This window comes from Gillisia limnaea DSM 15749, from assembly GCF_000243235.1.
Taxonomy (GTDB): Bacteria; Bacteroidota; Bacteroidia; order Flavobacteriales; family Flavobacteriaceae; genus Gillisia; species Gillisia limnaea.
Window position 1 is genome coordinate 317167 of record NZ_JH594605.1, and the last position, 18057, is coordinate 335223.

Below are 18057 nucleotides of genomic sequence, written 5' to 3' on the forward strand. Positions count from 1 at the left end.
TTCTAAAAGGCCAGAAATTTAAATTTCTCCCACTGTAGGAATTAAAGTTTCACAGCAATTCCATGAATTAAAAATCCTGAATAAAAAATTGAATATTATCCTTTTAATACCTCACGCATTGCTTCTGATTTTAAAAGGCACTCTTCATATTCCTTTTCAGGAATCGATTTTGAGGTTATGGCACCACCAACAGAAAAGGAAACATATTTTCTTTCAGAATTATAAAGGATACTGCGAATAACCACATTAAAATCAAAATCACCTTCCGGGGTAAAATAACCAACCGCGCCACTATATAAACCGCGTTTGGTTTCTTCCAGCTCCTCGATGATCTTCATTGCCGATATTTTTGGAGCTCCGGTCATACTTCCCATTGGAAAAGTTGCACGCAGAACCTCCACCGTTGGAATTCCATCTTCCAATTCTGCCGAAACGGTCGAGATCATTTGATGCACCTGTTTAAATGAATACACACGGCACAATTCATCAACCTGCACACTTCCTCTTTTTGCGACTTTGGAAAGATCATTCCTAACTAAATCAACTATCATTACATTTTCCGATCGTTCCTTTAGATCATTGGAAAGCTCTATGGCGATCTTTAAATCTTCCTCTAAATTTTCAGCTCTTTTAGCCGTTCCTTTGATAGGTTGCGAAAGAATTTCACTTCCAGATTTTTTCAAATAACGTTCCGGAGAAGCACACAGCAAATAATTACTCTCCAGTTTTAAAAATACCGCAAAGGGAGGAATGGAGATCTTATTCAAATTTTTGAAAATCTCAAAAGGTTCGATCGTACGGTTTTCAGCAAAAAATTCCTGACAGAAATTGGCTTCATAAATATCTCCACGATGAATATGGGAAAGCATGTCATTTACTTTCTTCAAATACTGCTCCCTGGAAATTCTGGATTGTATTTCGGTTTTTTGGATTCCTGAAACCTCACTGTTTTCTTCTCTTTTTACAAAATTTTCTCCTTGATCTATTTGTTCAAAATCAACCTTCATTTCATCATCTACCATTTTTAAGTACCGAAAAATGGCTGTTTCACCTTTAAGCTGAATAACCTTGGCCGGCTGAAAAAAGTACAAATCCGGAAAATGAAGATTGTCATAATTCCGGGAGGAAAGTTGCTCCACATCATTTTTCAGATCGTAGGAAAGATATCCAAAGATCCAATCTTTTGTAACTTCCTGATATTCCTGAAGTTTACTAAAACCCTTATGGAAATCTGTTTTTAAAACGGTAAAAGCCTGTACCGCTAAAACAGCGTCAAAATCACTGTGGGAGTGATCATATTCGTTGCTGTCCAGCCATGCGATCTCATCAAACTGCCTACTCCATTCCAGCAATTTTTCCTTAAACTCCAGCGGGTTTTTTAAAATATACTCCTTAGTTGTACGCACTTAGCTTTCAATTTCGTGTGCAAATGTAGTAAGCACATCTTCAATTCCCATATCCAAAACCTCGTTTTGAATGCTATTATTTCCAAAATTCTCATTAAAAGATGGAAAACTAAAGCTTTCTATTACATTTCCTCCAAACCTGGGGAAAATTCCTTTTGTATATTCCAATGCGGAAGCAGCTCCTCTGGCCCCGGGAGAAGTACTCATGAGCAAGATCTTTTTATTTGCCAGGAAATTCCGGTCTATCCGGGAAAGCCAATCGATATAATTTTTAAAAAATGCGGAAACCATTCCGTTGTGTTCATTTACCGAAATGATCAAGGCATCATTTTCAGAAATAAGATTTTTTAAGACCTGTACATTCACCGGGAAACCTTTTTCCTTTTCGTGATCTTTGCTAAATATTGGAACTTCGTACTCGGAAAGTTTAATGAGTTTTATTTCGTGCCCCTGAACTCTATTTACAACGTGAGTTAAAAATTGATGGTTGATAGAAGTACTGCTGTTGGAACCGGCAAATGCTAGGATGTTTTTCATTTATTTTTTTAGATTGTCATCAAAAATAATTAAAAATATAGCTGAACTGCTGAAAATCTCTTTTTTTATGAATAGTTTAAGCCTTAAAATCAGTTGATTTTTAACCAGACAGAGGTTCAAAAAACAGCAAATTCATCCCTCGTGATTTATTCCTCCCGATTTTTCTTAAAATCCTGAGATTCAAAAGGTATCTTTGCAAATCAAAAAAAAACATTCATCCGTGACTTTTCATGATTTAAATTTAAATACCCCGCTATTAAACGCTTTGGAAGATCTAAAATTCCAAACACCAACTCCCATTCAGGAGCAGGCTTTTTCATCCATTATGTCCGGGAAGGATGTGGTAGGGATTGCGCAAACCGGGACAGGAAAAACATTTGCCTATATGCTTCCCATTTTAAGGATGCTAAAATATTCTGAACAAAAAAATCCACGGGTGCTTGTCATGGTACCTACGAGGGAATTGGCGGTTCAGGTGGCGGAGGAAATTGAAAAATTAACCAAATACATCAACACCAGAGTTGTAGCCATCTACGGTGGTGTAAACATAAATACCCAACATCAGGATTTGCTGCAGGGACAGGATATCGTGGTTGCAACTCCGGGAAGATTATATGATTTGGTATTACGCCGCGCACTTCAGCTAAAATCAATACAAAAACTGGTAATAGATGAAGTAGATGTGATGCTGGATCTTGGCTTTAGATTTCAGATCATAAATATTTTGGAGCTTTTACCAGATAACAGGCAAAGCATCATGTTTTCAGCAACGATGACAGAGGCTGTGGAGGAATTAATCGACGAAAATTTTAAAACTCCTGAGAAAATATCGGTAGCGATAAGTGGTACCCCACTTGAAAACATTGAACAACGGGGCTATCTTATCCCAAATTTCCATACCAAAGTAAATTTTCTGCGGAAATTGCTGAAGGATAAAGAAACCTTTTCCCGTGTTTTGATCTTTGTAGCCTACAAAAGACTTGCCGACAGACTTTTTGAAATGTTGGCTGAAGAATTCTCAGAAGAATGTACGGTAATACATTCAAATAAAAGTCAGAATTACCGATTGAGAAGTATTCGCCAGTTTAGCGATGGATTTTGCAGGATTTTAGTGGCTACAGATGTTATGGCACGTGGGCTTGATATTGAAAGTGTATCCCACGTTATAAATTTTGATACGCCGGAATATCCTGAAAATTATATGCACAGGATTGGAAGAACCGGTCGAGCAGAAAAACAGGGGATTTCAATTGTTTTAAGCACCGAAAAAGAAACTGAAAACCTCGAAAAGATCGAAAATTTGATGGATATGAAAGTTCCACAATTCGATCTTCCGGAAGATGTTGAAGTTTCGACGGTATTAATCCCGGAGGAACAACCCAAAATTGTTGAGATCAATAATCCCGGAAATAGGAAAAATGAGGATGCCCCCGGTCCTGCTTTTCATGATAAGAGCGAAAAGAACCAAAAGGTAAACCTGGGAGGATCCTACAGAAGAGAGATCGCTAAAAAATACTCAAAACCTAAGACCAAAGGTGATAAGCATGCCAACCGCAGAAGGAAAAAATAAAACCGGTGTATCAAATTCAAAATGATTTTTTAAGTGTTGGGGTGCTCTCAAAAGGTGCAGAATTATGCAGCATAAAAAACCTTCAAACAGACAAAGAATATATTTGGCAGGCTAATCCTGAAATATGGAACAGTCATGCACCAAACCTGTTCCCTATCATTGGAGCTTTAAAAAATGGAGAATTCCATTATAATAACCGGAGATATCAATTGCCTAAACACGGTATTGTAAGGAACAACAGTGATATTAAGCTAAAGGAACAGAAACCCGACTTCTTAATTTTTAATCTGAAATATTCAGATGAAACTCTAAAAAATTATCCATTCAAATTCAATTTGGAAATAAAGTTTGAGTTAAAAGAGAAAACCCTTAGGGTTTCACATAAAATTTCGAATTTAGATGAAAAGCCCATGTATTTCTCAGTTGGTGGTCATCCGGCATTTAATGCTCCACTTTATGAAAGGGAAACCTATGAAGATTATTATTTGGAATTTGACCAAAACCAGGATTTGAACACCAACCTGTTGAATAAGGATGGTTTGATCTCTTCGGAAACTGTTGCAGTAATCCGGGACGATAACAAAATTCAACTGCACCGGAATTTATTCGACAAAGACGCTTTAATTTTTAAAAATATCGAATCCAAAGAAGTGGCATTAAAGAGTAAAAAATCGGGAACAGTTTTAACTGTGGAATATAATGATTTTAAGGATTTAGGTATCTGGGCCAAACCAGGAGCTCCTTATGTTTGTATTGAACCCTGGATAGGATATGCAGATGTTGAAGGAACTACGCAGGATCTAAAAACAAAAGAAGGCATTATGGAATTAATGCCTTCTAAAACTTTTGATGCCTCTTACGTTATTACAATAGCCTAAAGCAATTAGATGTATGAATTAACTTCTGTTTTTCTTCTTCGCTTCTTTAGCTGCACGCTTTTCTTTCAATGTCAAAACCGGCTCTTTCTTTGCCGAGTTCTTTGAAGGGGATTTTTCTTTTGCCATGATTTTTATTATTAGAATGAACTTCTAAATGTAGTGAAAGTTTTAATTTAATGAAATTAATTATTCACTGAAATTAATTTTTAATTCCGGCTTTATCCAGTTCTTCATCGCGTATCCAGTTCAATATAAAAGTTGAAATACGACCAATTATTAAAGTTAAACCTCCAAAAATTGGTGGTAACAAAGTGAGCTTTAGTCCACCTCCAAGCAAAACCGGGTTCACATTATCCAAAGATTCAAATGCATCAAATATCTCAATAATACCTATTAACTGACTGAACAGTCCGATTACCACTGCCAGTAAAGCTACTTGATTTACAAGGGAGACAGACTTTTTGAAAACATGAGATGGAGCTTTGAGTTTTATTGCTGCTCTTACAATAAAAAAAAGCATTAAAAAGAATAGTAGTAAAATAAAGGTCATCGATACTGGTCCGCCTTCCTGAATACGTGAATAGAGCGTTCCAAAAAATCCTCTTTGCTGTGCTAAGTAAAAAAATAATGAAATCATAAGTATGTTTTATTAGTTAATATGATCAAACCTAAAATATAATTCAAAATGGTCTAAAATGACTTTAAAACTTGATAAATGGGCTCATTCAGGTCACTTTAACTCCCTGGAGAAAACCTGCCTGCTTCAGGCAATTACAACTAACTCCGTTCAATTTAGAGTTTATTAAATATTATTGGTTGATCGTCCGTATTAAATTTTAGCACACCGGTTTCTGGATAGAAATCTAAAATAATTCCTAATGCATCCAATGTAAACTGATGTTGTTTTGAAGGTGTTAGTTCCTTAAAATCAATATTGTCTTGCGAACCTGATAAGGTAATTCCAGCAGCTTTAAAAAATAATTTAAATGGGGCATCTTTAGATTCATAGGTGCCTTCATATAACTTTAATTGCTCTGTTGTCAAACTGATCTTTTCAAAATTAGGAAGCACTATCGGTTTACCATTACTTGCTGCTAAAGCAGACAACATAATTCTCATTTTACTATAATCAAGAGCATTTGCAGTCAAGGCTATCGAGGTTTTATTTTTCGGTATATATAGGAGCATAGATTGAAATCCATCAATGCCTCCTTCGCTTGCATATAAATCAGTTCCGTCCATATTTGCATAAAACAACCCATGACAAACTTCAGAATTATTGGAAGTTTTCATAATTCTCAAACTAGAATCGGAAATCAAGTCCCCATTAAAAAGAACACTCATGAATTTTGTCAAATCAGATGAAGTTGAAATAATGGCACCTGCACCACCGGGATTAGACATGTCCGTTTCCTGACTAATTTTCCACAAACCATCTTCGTTGAAATAACCGCGACTTTCGTTGTTCTTCACCTCTATTGGTCCACAATATTTTGTATGATTCAAACCTATATTATAAATAATACGTTCCTTCAAAGAAGTTGCATACGATCCTTCGTCCAGAGCTTCGATAATATAACCTAAAAGTATATAATTGGTATTGCTATATTCGGTTCGATCACCTGGTTCAAAATCTACCTTATGACTGGAAATCCTTGAAACCATCAACTTTTGATCAGAAGGCTCAATCATCCAGTTTGAAAAATCAGCATCATTTGTAATATTGAATAAACCACTACTATGATTAAGAAGATTTGAAATTTTAATGTTGGAAGCATTCGGGATTTTTGGGAAAAAGCGGGATAAGGGAGTCTCCAATTTAAGTTTATTTTCATCCACCAATTGAAAAATCATAACTGCCGTGAAGGTTTTAGTAACTGAGCCAATTCTAAACCTGGTATCAGAATTGTTCCTCATTTTTTTAGAAATATCTAAATATCCAACAGATCTTGAGAAGATAACTTCATTATTCTTAGTGACATTTAGTGACCCCATTATTTTATCATTATTTGACAAAATTGTGAGAAACTCCTCAAGTTGGTCAAAATTAGGCTCCTGAGCTAAGCAGCTTAAAGTACCAACTAATATCAAGAAAAATGATAATACTTTCTTACTAATTAAAATCATAGTTATATTTTATTACTTGTTTCAAACATACCCATATAATTCATTCAATTTTAAATTTTGCGACCAACGGCGGAATCCAGTCTGGATTCGACGGAATTGAATACTATGATTTTCATTTATTATAATGCTAAAAAAAATTAATTTTCAAACAACCTATTTCAGAAGGATACAATCTAATATTTGTTGTTAAATGCGAAAACTGATAAGTATTCTACCAATTCTTAATTGCGCCGCCTTTTCAAATGTTTTTCACCCTACTTAACCTGTAATCTGCCGCATAAATTTTCAGCAATGGATAATTAATTGCACTTTTATAGTTTAATGAAATCAGTAAAAACAATTTCTGAACTTGGTAAACGCCTATTTATCCACATAGTTTTGTGGATAATCGTGCTGCTTTTTTTCAGTTTCTTTTTTGGTATAGAGGGCGCAGATTTTCGAACCTTGCTCATATTTTCGGCATTTTTCCTTCCCGTTACTGCAGCTACCACTTATGCTTTCATTTATAATCTTATCCCAAATTACCTGCTTCCGAAACGCTATTTGAAATTCGGGATCTATTCTGTTTATACTTTCATAATTTCGGCGGTTTTTATTATTTTATCGGCTTTCTATGCGTTGGTTATCGTGTTGGGTTTAGAACTGAATGATCAATTTCCTGTTTCCAAAAACCTGTTTTACATCACGATCACGATTTACCTGGTGGTTGTGATAGCTTCGGCCTTCAATTTGTTGAAAAACAACTACGCTTCTGTAGCCAAAAATGAGGAGCTTAAAAACAGGATTCTGGAAGCACAGTTAAAACTGAAAGAACAGGAATTTCAATACTTAAAAATGCAGATCCATCCTCATTTTCTATTTAATACGCTAAATACCATTTATGGTTTCAGTTTATCAAAAAATGAAAAAACACCTGAAATGATCCTCCAACTTTCAGATCTTCTGGATTACATTCTTTACCAAACCAAAAAACCACTGGTAAAACTGGAAGATGAGATCAACCATATTGGGAATTATATTGCACTGGAAAAAAAACGCTTTCAGGATGCTTTGGAAATAGAATTTAATTACGGCAACATTCCCGCTGCGGTTTATTTACCACCAATGCTCCTTCTTCCTTTTGTAGAGAACAGTTTTAAACACGGAAAAGGCAATGACGGAAAACTCAAAATATCGATCTGTATAAAATTAGAAGCCGAAAAACTTATTTTCAAAATTGTAAATTCGATCGAGAACAGTTCGGAAATTTCCCCAGGCAAAGGTATTGGTCTTCAGAATATTAAACGCAGATTGGATATTCTCTATGGCGATGATTACCAATTGAACATTGAGAATGATAAAGAATCCTTTCGTGTTTTGCTGAAAATTAAGAACCTCGGGGAAAATCTACGAGATATAGATTCAGAAATAATTTAAAAATTCGAGACAACCCGATGGCTCGGGACAGGAAACCTGCCCGACGGTCAGGCGGGTTGAACCCTAAATGCGGGATTAAACTTAGCAAAAACTCCAACTGATGTCAAATAAAATTAGATGTATTATAGTGGACGACGAACCGGTGGCTTTGGACATTCTGGGAAATCATCTTTCCAAGATCGATAAGATAGAAATCCTGGGCAGATGTAGAAATGCTACCGAGGCTTTTAATATGATAAATACAAACAAAACCGACCTCATTTTTCTGGATATCAATATGCCCGGCATTTCCGGAATTTCGTTTGCAAAGTCAATTGATAAGGATATCAAAATAATCTTTACCACTGCCTACAGGGAATATGCGATTGAAGGTTTCGATCTTCACGCTGTAGATTATCTTTTAAAACCAATATCTTTTAACCGTATATTGGACGCTGTGAATAATTTTCAGCAAAATCATTTTAAAACAGTTCAGAACGACTCCAAAAATGAATCATTTGCTGAATTTATTTTTGTGAAAATTGATCGAAAAATGCACAAGATTGATTTTGACAAAATTCTCTGGATAGAAAGCCTGAGCGATTATTTAAAGATTGAAACCACCGAAGACACCAAAGTTACCCGTGAAACCATCTCTGGCCTCGAGTCGAAATTACCGGAATCGGAGTTTATAAGGATTCATCGCTCTTATATCGTCGCAATCAATAAAATTGAATCTTACTCCAGTGAAGAAGTGATTATTCAGAAAAAATCGATTCCAATAAGCCGAACTTATAAAGAGGATGTTTTGAAAAGGCTGGAAAAATATCATTAAAAAAACCTCCGCTCTGGAGGTTTTTTATTATAAAGCAATCTAGGGGCCTGCCCACGAGGTATGTCCCTGCTATCGGGAGGATAATCCTTTTAAAAATTCAAGGCAACCCTAGAGCTATCGAGACGGGGAACCTGCCCGACGGTCAGGCGGGTTAAACCCTCAATGAGGGATTCATTTAAATATGCATTGCCCTGTCTCCTGTCGCTGCCAGCGCTGCTTCTTTAACAGCTTCAGCATAGGTTGGATGTGCGTGGCTCATTCTGGCGATATCTTCTGCAGAAGCTCTAAATTCCATCGCGGTAACTGCTTCGGTGATAAGATCGGCAACACGGGCTCCAATCATATGCACTCCCAAAACTTCATCTGTATCGGCATTGGTCAAAATTTTCACAAATCCGTCGGTATCGCCACTCGCTCTGGAGCGTCCTAACGCACGCATCGGGAATTTACCCTCTTTATAATTTACGCCGGCTTCTTTTAATTCTTCTTCAGTTTTCCCAACTGCAGAAACTTCCGGCCAGGTATAAACTACCCCGGGAATTAGATTATAATCGATATGTGGTTTTTGTCCTGCAATAACTTCAGCAACAAAGGTTCCTTCTTCTTCCGCTTTATGAGCAAGCATTGCACCGCGAACAACATCTCCAATAGCATAAATGTTCCTGACATTGGTTTGCAAATGCTCATTTACTGTGATCATTCCGCGCTCTCCAATCTCAACTCCGGCAGCATTGGCATTTAAACCATCGGTAAAAGGTCTTCTACCCACAGCTACCAAACAGTAATCTGCTTTAAATTCTACTTCATTGCCTTTCTTATCATCGGCTTTAATAATCACCTCATCTCCGCTTCTTTCAACAGATTTCACTTTGTGGCTCACATTTATGTTCATTCCCTGCTTTTTAAAGACCTTGTTAAGTTCTCTTGAAAGCGCTGCATCCATAGTAGGAATGATCCTGTCCATATATTCAATAACTGTAACTTCAGACCCTAAACGATTATAAACCTGTCCTAATTCCAGACCAATAACTCCTCCGCCTATCACTATCATATGTTTTGGAATCTCCTTCAGCTTTAAGGCTTCTGTAGAGGTAATTACACGTTCCTTATCCAGTTTTATAAATGGCAAACTTGCAGGTTTTGATCCGGTGGCAATAATGATATTTTTTGCTTCAATGGTTTCCGATTCGCCTTCGGTTTTATCGATAGTTACATGGGTTGAGTCTTTAAAAGAACCAACACCATAAATAACATCGATTTTATTTTTATTCATTAAAAACTTTACGCCATCACAGGTTTGACTAACCACAGAAGATTTTCTCTTCATCATTTGTTCCAGGTTCACTTTAACTTCCCCAGAAATATCTATCCCATGCTCTTCAAAGTGTTTTATGGCATCATCGTAGTGATGCGAAGAATCCAGTAAAGCCTTGCTAGGAATACATCCTACATTTAAACAGGTTCCTCCTAAAGTTGAATATTTTTCAATAATTGCTGTTTTTAATCCCAGTTGTGCGCAACGAATTGCAGCTACATACCCACCGGGGCCAGATCCAATTATTACTACATCATATGTGCTCATAAATATATTTTTTTGATATTTTTTTTCAAAGAGACACAAAAGTACGACTAAAATTGGCAATGACCAATCCATCCTCACCCGGTACTGCTGAAAAAGCAGTACCGACTCCTAAAGGAGAGGTATGTAAAAAACCCCGAGACAAGGCTCAGGATAATTTTATGAAAAAGATATAAGAAAAATCTATTCTTTCACGTAAACAACTTTCCTGTTCACGAACTCCATCATTCCGTCTTTTGCTAATTCCCGCCCATAACCGGAACGTTTGTTACCCCCAAAGGGTAATCTGGGATCAGATTTCACAAGTTCATTTACAAAATAGGCTCCATCACTAACCCTTTCGGCATATTCAATTGCTTTTGCAATGTCCTTGGTAAAAACACTCACGCCCAATCCATATTTAGACTGTTCCGCTAAAGAAAATGCTTGATCTATACCTTTCGCTTTAATTATTGCAGCCAAAGGCCCAAATGTCTCTTCTTCAAATGCTGTCATTCCCGGTCTTACATTTCCAAGAATAGTTGGCTCGTGAAAGCAGTTATCCTGATCTCCGCCAAGCAGCAAGATTGCGCCCTGAGAAATAGAATCCTGAACCTGGCGGTTAAGTTGATCTGCCAGATCTTTTCTTGCCAGCGGCCCTACCTGAGTATCGTCATCTTTCGTATCACCGACTTTTAATTTGCTCACAGCATCTGTAAATTTGGTGACAAACTCATCATGAATAGATTCCAGAAGGATAAAACGTTTTGCGGCGATACAACTTTGGCCACAGTTGAGCATTCTTGCTGAAACTGCAGTTTTTACCGCCTGGTTAATGTCTGCATCTTCCAAAACTATGAAAGCATTATTGCCTCCGAGTTCCAACAGGCTTTTCTTTAAATACTTTCCCGCGATTTGTCCCACCGCAGATCCTGCCATCTCGCTTCCCGTAAGGGTAACGGCCTGTACAGCATCATGGGCAATGATCTCTTCGGTTTGATCGTGATGTATTATTAAATTCTGGAAAACGCCTTCAGGATAACCGGCTTTGGTAAAAACATCTTCAATCATTTCAGCACAACCAAAAACATTGGGAGCATGTTTTAAAAGTCCCGTGTTTCCGGCGGTTAAAGTGGGAGCCGCAAATCTCATTACCTGCCAGAACGGAAAATTCCACGGCATAATGGCCAGTACAGTCCCAATGGGATCGTGCCTTACGAAACTTTGTGCCGCATCGGTTTTCACAATTTCAGGTGCAAGAAATGATTCGGCATTTTCTGCATAATAATCACACAGCCAGGCACACTTATTAACTTCAGCCCTGGATTCTGAAATAGGCTTTCCCATTTCAGAAGTGATCATCTGTGCATACTCCTCTACGTTGTCTCTTAGCACCTGCCCCGCTTTCCTTATCAATTGGGTGCGATGGGATAGCGGTTCTCTTTTCCAGCTTCTAAAAGCTTCTGCAGACTTTTCTAATTTTTCATTTAGTTCGTTAACGCTAAGAGCGGTATACTCCCCTACCTGTTTTCCATTGTAAGGGTTAACACTGTGAAATTTCATGATTTTTGTTATAAATTATAGGGAAATCTTCCCCTGTGAAATGAGGAGCACTGTAATGAAAACACACTACACAAATTCCTCATCATAAATTTTAAAATTCCTGTCTAATTCTTCCAGGAATCTGAATAGCCCGTACCCATTTTTGACCAGAAATCTGCAAGAACTTCCCAGGAGACTTCACCCCTGTTAAGCAGTTTTCCTCGTAAAGCCTCCAGTTGTTCTTTATTTGCTGAAGGATTTGCCTGGGCCATAGCGTTGACAAGTGTGTTGGTCACAGTCTCCTGCCAGTCAACCCGAGTATGGGTTCCTTTCTTCATTGGCTGATAAAATGCCTGAGCGGTTTCTAAAGGAACCTGTTCTTGTGTGCCGGTTACTTCCTGAACAACCTCAGCCTGATCATAGTTGATCAATTTGTATACTTCCTTAAAGTCTGCAAAAGTTTGCTTCACGCTTGCGTTTGGCCAGCGGGTCTCTACTGTTCCCTCTGCAGGGCGATAGACAGCTGTAAAAAGAGTTCCAAAACCTTCTTTGAACAAGGTGTTGTAAAGTGGCTTTTTAAGAAACGCATCTGCTACTGCCTGAGCCTTTATTCCCTTTTTAGTGAGCATCTTTTCAATGTACGCAGATCTTTCAATGGTTTTATTAAAAGCAGCATTCTCTGGCCAATCCACAGTTCCCTGGTGGTTAGTTGCAAATGCAGCATCTGTAACCACAGGTTCTCTATCTGGCGCCATGCGTACGGTTTTATAAGCCCCTGTTTTATCAACTACAGTAACGTTGTAGGACATATGGGAGGGAATTCTAATTAAGGCCTCAACAGCCTCTTCTGCATTGCTGCAGAATTCAAGAACATATCTCAAAATAAAAGGAATTCCGAAACCAACACCTACCTCTTTTCTTCCACCAAAAGTTAGGGAAATTGCAAGGCCGTCCTCGTTCATTCCGTCTACAGCACCAATAAGGCAATCACTGGTGGCGATAACTTTCTTTCCATTCCAGGCACTTAGCAGTTGTGTACCTTCCATAAGGTCTGGATGATAATCATAATTCCTTACCAGTTGTATCTCCTTTCCCGTAAGAACGGCCTGTGAACAGGCGCTAATGTAGGCCGGGGGTTGAAAACCCGTTAAAAAACGTGCAGCGACCTCATCTGCATTTACCAATTTGCATAGTCGCTGGTAGGTAGGCCACATTTCGGGCATATATTTTTTAAGAGCCTTTTGTGATGTCTTTAGGTCTGGAACATTTGCTGCTCCTTTTGAGTCAAACCAGGCTTTGTAGGCTGCCCAGTGGGTATTGTATAATTTTTGCCATTTTTTTCCCGGTTGGCCGGGTTCTGAAATTGCGTTGAAATGGAGTTGCATATATTTATTTCCTCTTTATATTATTGTTGGATTGTTTTTTTTCTGAAATAACAGAGCCGGAAAAGTAGACTGAATTTTCCGGCCGGGCTGTTAAAAAATCTATTTATTTCGTTAAACTACCAGAAAGTTTTGGCTTCTTTTTGTCCTCAACCATTTCAGCTTTGAACTGAGACCTTATAGCTTTGATCCAGTGCTTTGCACGGTTGTTCAGCCTGAAATCATCGGTCATCATCCTGCCCCGGGTCACCAGGATCCCCATATCTGCCCCTTCATAAAGATAATCTCCTTTGCGGGTAATCCTTAAAAAGAAAGCTTCATTCTCATTTTCAACGGCTCTTCTATGGGTGTCCATTCTGTCAAATTGTATATGCCCGGTATCATACATTCTCCATATCCCCGATTTTGGCGACTCGGTAACATATTCCACGGTATCTTCAGTATGCTTGATAATTAGCTGGCTCCAACCATCTATGTTATCCTGATGTGCCCATCTTTTGTTGATTGCTTCAATATCCAGTTCGTATTCAATATCCATCCATTCCAGGATATGGAACACAAATAAAGGAGCATCTGCAAGTGCAAATACCGCGTGATTGGTTATAGAACTGGCACCGGTTACCCTTGGGTTAAGTTCCCCCAAATAGATCTCTCCGTTATCCTGATCTATAAGGAAATCAAGTTCAAAATATCCTTTATAACCCTCTTCCCTCAATTGGTTTCCAAAAAGCTGGGTGTTTTCAATCGCTTTCTGCCTTAATTCTGGAGTAAAGGCGTTGGGATAGATCTCATTCCCACACCAGCCACCTTCATAAGGAGTAAGCTCCTTAAACCCTACAAGTTCTGTCATAAGGGGTGCGACAATAGTCCCGTGGCGTGTAACACAAGCCTCAATTGCAGAGCCTCTGCAACGAATACGCTTCATGATCTTCACCTCATCTTCAGCTTCGATCTCTTCTGCATATTTTTGATATTCTTCTTCGTTTGAAATAAAGAAGGTGGTATGTCCTGAATCCCCAAAAGGGGTCTGTATCACAAGTTGATTCCCCAAATGGCTGGAAACTTCCCGCATATGTTCGTAGTCATTAACCTTGGAAAGCACATAAGGCACACAGGCAACTCCAGCTTTTTCCGCAATTCTGTTGGTGTTCACTTTATTATCAAGAAAAGTTCGCATTTCGGCTTTGGGAAACATAATTTCCAAACCTAATTTTTTAGCAAGCTCTTCTGTTTTTTCGTTAAACATAAGAAACATTGCTTTTCCTGCCCTACCATCTAAAGATCTGGTTTTTAAATAATCCTGAACTTCCGGATGTTGAAGTAAATAGTTGTTTATATCCTCAATTCCTTCAAAATCATCGTGCGGAATTTCTTGTTTCGGAGAAAATACGTTGGGATGCAATCCGTCAAAACATTCTATATACGTGATGAACTTGAAGCCTTTTATCCACTCATCGGCTCCTAAAAGGTTAAAGTTTGTGGCACTTATAAAATATAAAGGTTCTTCATTTTTGTGAAAAGACCTTCTTATGTCTGAAACCCCGCTTAATTCATAATTAACGGTTTCTTTTTTATTTCCTGAAGAACCCTTAGCTGCCGTTTTTGCTTTTGCACTGGAGGGTGAAGCACTTTTACCATCAGATTTCATTATATTTTTTGCAATCTTTTTGGAAGAATTGTTCTCTTTGGCTTTGTTCTTACCCTTTCCTGCTCCAGAAGCTACTGTTTGATCAAACTCTTTAGCATTTAAAGTAGTAGACTCATCTTTCTTCTGACCCTTATTTCTCGGGGAAGATTGAGCTTTTCCCTTATCCTTAGCGGCAGTTGAAGCAGCCGGCCTCTTTTCTTTATTTCCTGATGAAACCGGAGTTTTGCCCCTTTGCGCGGTAGAATCTGCCGGTACAGATTCTTTTCCTTTTGGTTTCTTAACCTCCACGGTCTTAAAATCTTTATCCTTTTTGGTGCTGGTTTCAGGCTTTAAAGGTTCTTTAGCCGATTTTGTTTTAGTTTCTGCATTTTTATTTGAAGCTGCTCCCGATTTTGGAGTATTTGTTTTTTTAGTTGCCATAATTGTTGGTTTTAAATTATTGAATAAGCTTTTTCTTTGTGTTACCCATAGACCCCATGGAGGTGACGGTTTTTTGTCTGTTCAGTACATTTTCCTTAAACAGCCTTAAACCCAGATCTGCACGGTAGCCGTGAATCTCTGAAACATCCAGTGCAGTTAGAAACCTTATAATCTCTTCACTCACTACCTGCCCCGGGACCAGTACCGGAAATCCGGGCGGATACGGAATGATAAAGGATGATGCTACCAAGGTTCTGTTCTCCATAACTTTAAGACATTGATCTATAGGAACATATTCATAATTTTCCTCGTTGTAAGCCAAAAAGAATGCTTCCCTTATGTTCCCGCCGGGTACTCCTGGTACCGCCTGGAAAGAATGGTGGAAATAACTAAAATCTGGCAATGGCGGAAAATCCTTTGTAAGGGAATGTATCCTTTCCTTGCGAATCTTGCTTTCCTTTTCGCTAAGGGAAAGGAATTCCTGGTCCAGCTCATCTGCTATCTTTAGCAGGGCATTGGTAAGATAGGTAACACTTCCTCTGGTTGTCCCTATATTGGTCATAAATAACACCGTATTCCGCGAGGTTTTATTGATCTGGATATTGAATTTATCCATTAAATACTTGTTCTTGAAGGTATCTCCATCTACCCCTGTCCGGCCTATGTGAAGCGTAATCTTGGTGGGATCCAGGACAAATTCATCTTTTTCCCAAGCGGTTTCCATACGACTCCAGCCTTCATTCTTGTTGTAGTATTCAGATAAACCAGATTCACGGTGTTCCTTCGGAATAAAATGGCTTACCGTTAATACGTCAAAATATTTATTGAGCCGGGGATGGTCGTTAATCTTGGCACGTAAGACCATAGCCATTTCTATACTTTTTTCTACCAGTTCATAACCTTCAAACTGTACCTGCCTTCTTCCGGCGTCCAGGGAGGCTAGCATTTGATAATTTGGAGAAGTAGAAGTATGGGTCATGTAAGCTTCCATAAAGGTGTTCTCACTTTTTCTTCTGAAATCTTCATCCCAGATATGAATCATGGATCCCTGCCTAAAACTCGATAAAGTTTTATGGGTACTCTGCGTGGAATAAACCCTTATTCTTACTTTTTCCGGATCTGGAAGGCTTGAGATCTCATCCTTCTTTAAATTTTTAATATGGTCTGCATATTCTTCGCGGTAACTGTTACTCCTGTATTTATCATACAGCTTTTGAGCTACGAACATGCCTGTTCTTTGTTTATAATTATAAGTGAATCCTGCAAATGCAAACCAGGCCTCATCCCAAAGGAAGATCATATCGGGTTTGATGGCCAGGATCTCCTGCATTACTTTTTCAACGTTGTACACAAGTCCATCAAAGGTGCAATTGGTTAGCAGCAACATTTTTACCAGGTCCAGTCTGCCCGCTTCTTTTAGTTTTAACAGTTTTTCTTTTATTTGCTTCAATGGCACCGCCCCATACATGGAATACTCTTCAATAGGATAGGAATCCAGATATACGGGATAAGCCCCTGCCAGCACCAGCCCGTAATGGTGAGATTTATGGCAATCCCTGTCAATAAGAATCACATCCCCGGGTTTTACAAGTGCCTGCACCACGATCTTATTTGCGGTGGAAGTTCCGTTGGTTACAAAGAAGGTGTTCTTTGACCCATAGGCATCACTGGCCATTTTTTGCGCCTTCTTCAGTGTTCCTGTGGGCTGAAGTAGGGAATCCAAACCACCTGTTGTCGAGGAAGTTTCTGCCAGGAACATATTCCGTCCGTAGAAATTTCCAAAATCATTAATCCAGCGTGATTTGAAAATGGAATTACCTCTTGAGATAGGCATCGCGTGGAAAATTCCGGTTGGCTTTTTACTGTATTCTTTTAATGCTGAAAAAAACGGAGTCTCATACCGCTCACAAATCCCTCTTAGAATGGTGAGGTGCAGTTCCTGAAGATCTTCAGTTCGGTAAAATATCCTTCTGAAATTTTTGAGCGTACTGTCTTTAAGGTTGCTTAAGGAAGTATCTGTAACATAATAAGTATCCAGTTCTGGCCTGAATTTTTTGATGAGTGTACCCAGGATAGGTCCAAGATCTGCTTGTGACCGATTGGAAAAATCCAATTTCAGGACATTTTGAATAAAAGGTTTGACAAGCGGAGTGATCTTTTTTGAGTAATAAGGAGGTGCGTACCGCACTACTACCGCCTGAATATTTGCATTGAAAAGCAAAGCGATCATCGCATCTTCAAAAGAACGCTGTACCACAACACCATAGCCAAATTGCTCATTAGAATTTTGCATGGCCTTAAGATCCTGCCTTAATTTACTTTCCTCCAATGGAGAGATCTCCTCTATGAAAAGGACTTCAAAGTAATTTTTTTTAACTCCCTCTTGAGATTCTCTTTTTTCGGTTAGTTCTGCTACGGTTTCATCATCTTCAAGAAAATCTGGATTACTTCTATACCGGTCACTTACCAGGTTTTTGGTAATCTCGGTGATCTTGTGGGCCAGGGCGGTGTATTCCTGCCGGTCCAGCATTTGGGTGAGCGATAAAACCCGTGATACCCCGGGGAAAGCAAAATAACATTCAATACCTTCAATTTCCTTCAGCAGTTTCTGAAGATTCTGCTTATGGATTTTTTGTTCCGCAGAATTTCTGTTGCAGTTCGCTAGTTTGGTAGATTCGCTTTTTAACCGATTCCAAGATTCCACCCGAAGTTGAGCAATGTTATAATGTGTTGAAGAGGCTATTTTTTTATCTGGCATA

Annotated in this window: 13 protein-coding genes; 4 read left to right on the forward strand and 9 right to left on the reverse strand. The window is 38.5% G+C overall.

What is annotated here, in order from left to right:
- Positions 1-95: 95 nt before the first annotated feature.
- Together GILLI_RS01500 and GILLI_RS01505 are read right to left on the reverse strand one after the other, a co-directional pair.
- Positions 96-1406 (reverse strand): anthranilate synthase component I family protein, encoded by a 1311-nt coding sequence (locus GILLI_RS01500; RefSeq protein WP_006987348.1) that lies wholly within the window; start codon positions 1404-1406, stop codon positions 96-98.
- The gene (locus tag GILLI_RS01505; RefSeq protein WP_006987349.1) at positions 1407-1943 is read right to left on the reverse strand and encodes an NADPH-dependent FMN reductase; all 537 of its coding nucleotides are present in this window, start codon (positions 1941-1943) and stop codon (positions 1407-1409) included.
- A 220-nt stretch (positions 1944-2163) separates the two neighbouring features.
- Between GILLI_RS01505 and GILLI_RS01510 the strand changes: the two genes are divergently transcribed.
- Together GILLI_RS01510 and GILLI_RS01515 are read left to right on the forward strand one after the other, a co-directional pair.
- Complete coding sequence (locus GILLI_RS01510; protein WP_006987350.1) at positions 2164-3513, forward strand: DEAD/DEAH box helicase; 1350 nt, start codon at positions 2164-2166, stop codon at positions 3511-3513.
- 5 nt (positions 3514-3518) lie between these two features.
- Positions 3519-4391: an aldose 1-epimerase family protein gene (locus GILLI_RS01515; protein WP_006987351.1), complete on the forward strand. Its 873-nt coding sequence runs from the start codon at positions 3519-3521 to the stop codon at positions 4389-4391.
- A 199-nt stretch (positions 4392-4590) separates the two neighbouring features.
- On the opposite strand, the gene GILLI_RS01520 is transcribed toward GILLI_RS01515, so the two are convergent.
- Positions 4591-5028, reverse strand: coding sequence for a hypothetical protein (locus GILLI_RS01520; RefSeq protein ID WP_006987353.1), 438 nt, complete (start codon positions 5026-5028; stop codon positions 4591-4593).
- Between the two features lie 155 nt (positions 5029-5183).
- Complete coding sequence (locus GILLI_RS01525; RefSeq protein WP_006987354.1) at positions 5184-6518, reverse strand: serine hydrolase domain-containing protein; 1335 nt, start codon at positions 6516-6518, stop codon at positions 5184-5186.
- Positions 6519-6839: 321 nt separating this feature from the next.
- Here GILLI_RS01525 and GILLI_RS01530 point away from each other — a divergent pair, with 321 nt between their 5' ends.
- Positions 6840-7934: a sensor histidine kinase gene (locus GILLI_RS01530; RefSeq protein ID WP_006987355.1), complete on the forward strand. Its 1095-nt coding sequence runs from the start codon at positions 6840-6842 to the stop codon at positions 7932-7934.
- A gap of 100 nt (positions 7935-8034) precedes the next feature.
- A complete protein-coding gene (locus GILLI_RS01535; RefSeq protein WP_006987356.1) occupies positions 8035-8748 on the forward strand; it encodes a LytR/AlgR family response regulator transcription factor in 714 nt (237 codons plus the stop codon).
- 175 nt (positions 8749-8923) lie between these two features.
- Here GILLI_RS01535 and lpdA read toward each other — a convergent pair whose 3' ends face one another.
- The 5 genes from lpdA to GILLI_RS01560 all read right to left on the reverse strand — a co-directional run bounded on the left by lpdA (position 8924) and on the right by GILLI_RS01560 (position 18056).
- Entirely contained in the window at positions 8924-10330 is a 1407-nt protein-coding gene (lpdA, locus tag GILLI_RS01540; RefSeq protein WP_006987357.1) for a dihydrolipoyl dehydrogenase, read from the reverse strand.
- Between the two features lie 180 nt (positions 10331-10510).
- Positions 10511-11869 carry an NAD-dependent succinate-semialdehyde dehydrogenase gene (locus tag GILLI_RS01545; RefSeq protein WP_006987359.1) on the reverse strand — a complete coding sequence of 453 codons (1359 nt, stop codon included), beginning with the start codon at positions 11867-11869 and terminating at the stop codon, positions 10511-10513.
- Between the two features lie 104 nt (positions 11870-11973).
- Positions 11974-13233 (reverse strand): C45 family autoproteolytic acyltransferase/hydrolase, encoded by a 1260-nt coding sequence (locus tag GILLI_RS01550; protein ID WP_006987360.1) that lies wholly within the window; start codon positions 13231-13233, stop codon positions 11974-11976.
- 103 nt (positions 13234-13336) lie between these two features.
- Positions 13337-15298, reverse strand: a complete 1962-nt coding sequence (locus GILLI_RS01555; RefSeq protein ID WP_006987361.1) for a biotin carboxylase — start codon at positions 15296-15298, stop codon at positions 13337-13339.
- Between the two features lie 16 nt (positions 15299-15314).
- A complete protein-coding gene (locus tag GILLI_RS01560; RefSeq protein WP_006987362.1) occupies positions 15315-18056 on the reverse strand; it encodes an aminotransferase class I/II-fold pyridoxal phosphate-dependent enzyme in 2742 nt (913 codons plus the stop codon).
- Position 18057: the final 1 nt, after the last annotated feature.

Excerpts from the sequence above, each read along its gene's own strand:
- GILLI_RS01525 (WP_006987354.1), bottom strand. The coding sequence starts at position 6,518 with ATGATTTTAATTAGTAAGAAAGTATTATCATTTTTCTTGATATTAGTT.
- GILLI_RS01545 (WP_006987359.1), bottom strand. The coding sequence starts at position 11,869 with ATGAAATTTCACAGTGTTAACCCTTACAATGGAAAACAGGTAGGGGAG.
- GILLI_RS01560 (WP_006987362.1), bottom strand. The coding sequence starts at position 18,056 with ATGCCAGATAAAAAAATAGCCTCTTCAACACATTATAACATTGCTCAA.
- GILLI_RS01530 (WP_006987355.1), top strand. The coding sequence starts at position 6,840 with ATGAAATCAGTAAAAACAATTTCTGAACTTGGTAAACGCCTATTTATC.
- lpdA (WP_006987357.1), bottom strand. The coding sequence starts at position 10,330 with ATGAGCACATATGATGTAGTAATAATTGGATCTGGCCCCGGTGGGTAT.
- GILLI_RS01520 (WP_006987353.1), bottom strand. The coding sequence starts at position 5,028 with ATGATTTCATTATTTTTTTACTTAGCACAGCAAAGAGGATTTTTTGGA.
- GILLI_RS01555 (WP_006987361.1), bottom strand. The coding sequence starts at position 15,298 with ATGGCAACTAAAAAAACAAATACTCCAAAATCGGGAGCAGCTTCAAAT.
- GILLI_RS01550 (WP_006987360.1), bottom strand. The coding sequence starts at position 13,233 with ATGCAACTCCATTTCAACGCAATTTCAGAACCCGGCCAACCGGGAAAA.
- GILLI_RS01505 (WP_006987349.1), bottom strand. The coding sequence starts at position 1,943 with ATGAAAAACATCCTAGCATTTGCCGGTTCCAACAGCAGTACTTCTATC.
- GILLI_RS01535 (WP_006987356.1), top strand. The coding sequence starts at position 8,035 with ATGTCAAATAAAATTAGATGTATTATAGTGGACGACGAACCGGTGGCT.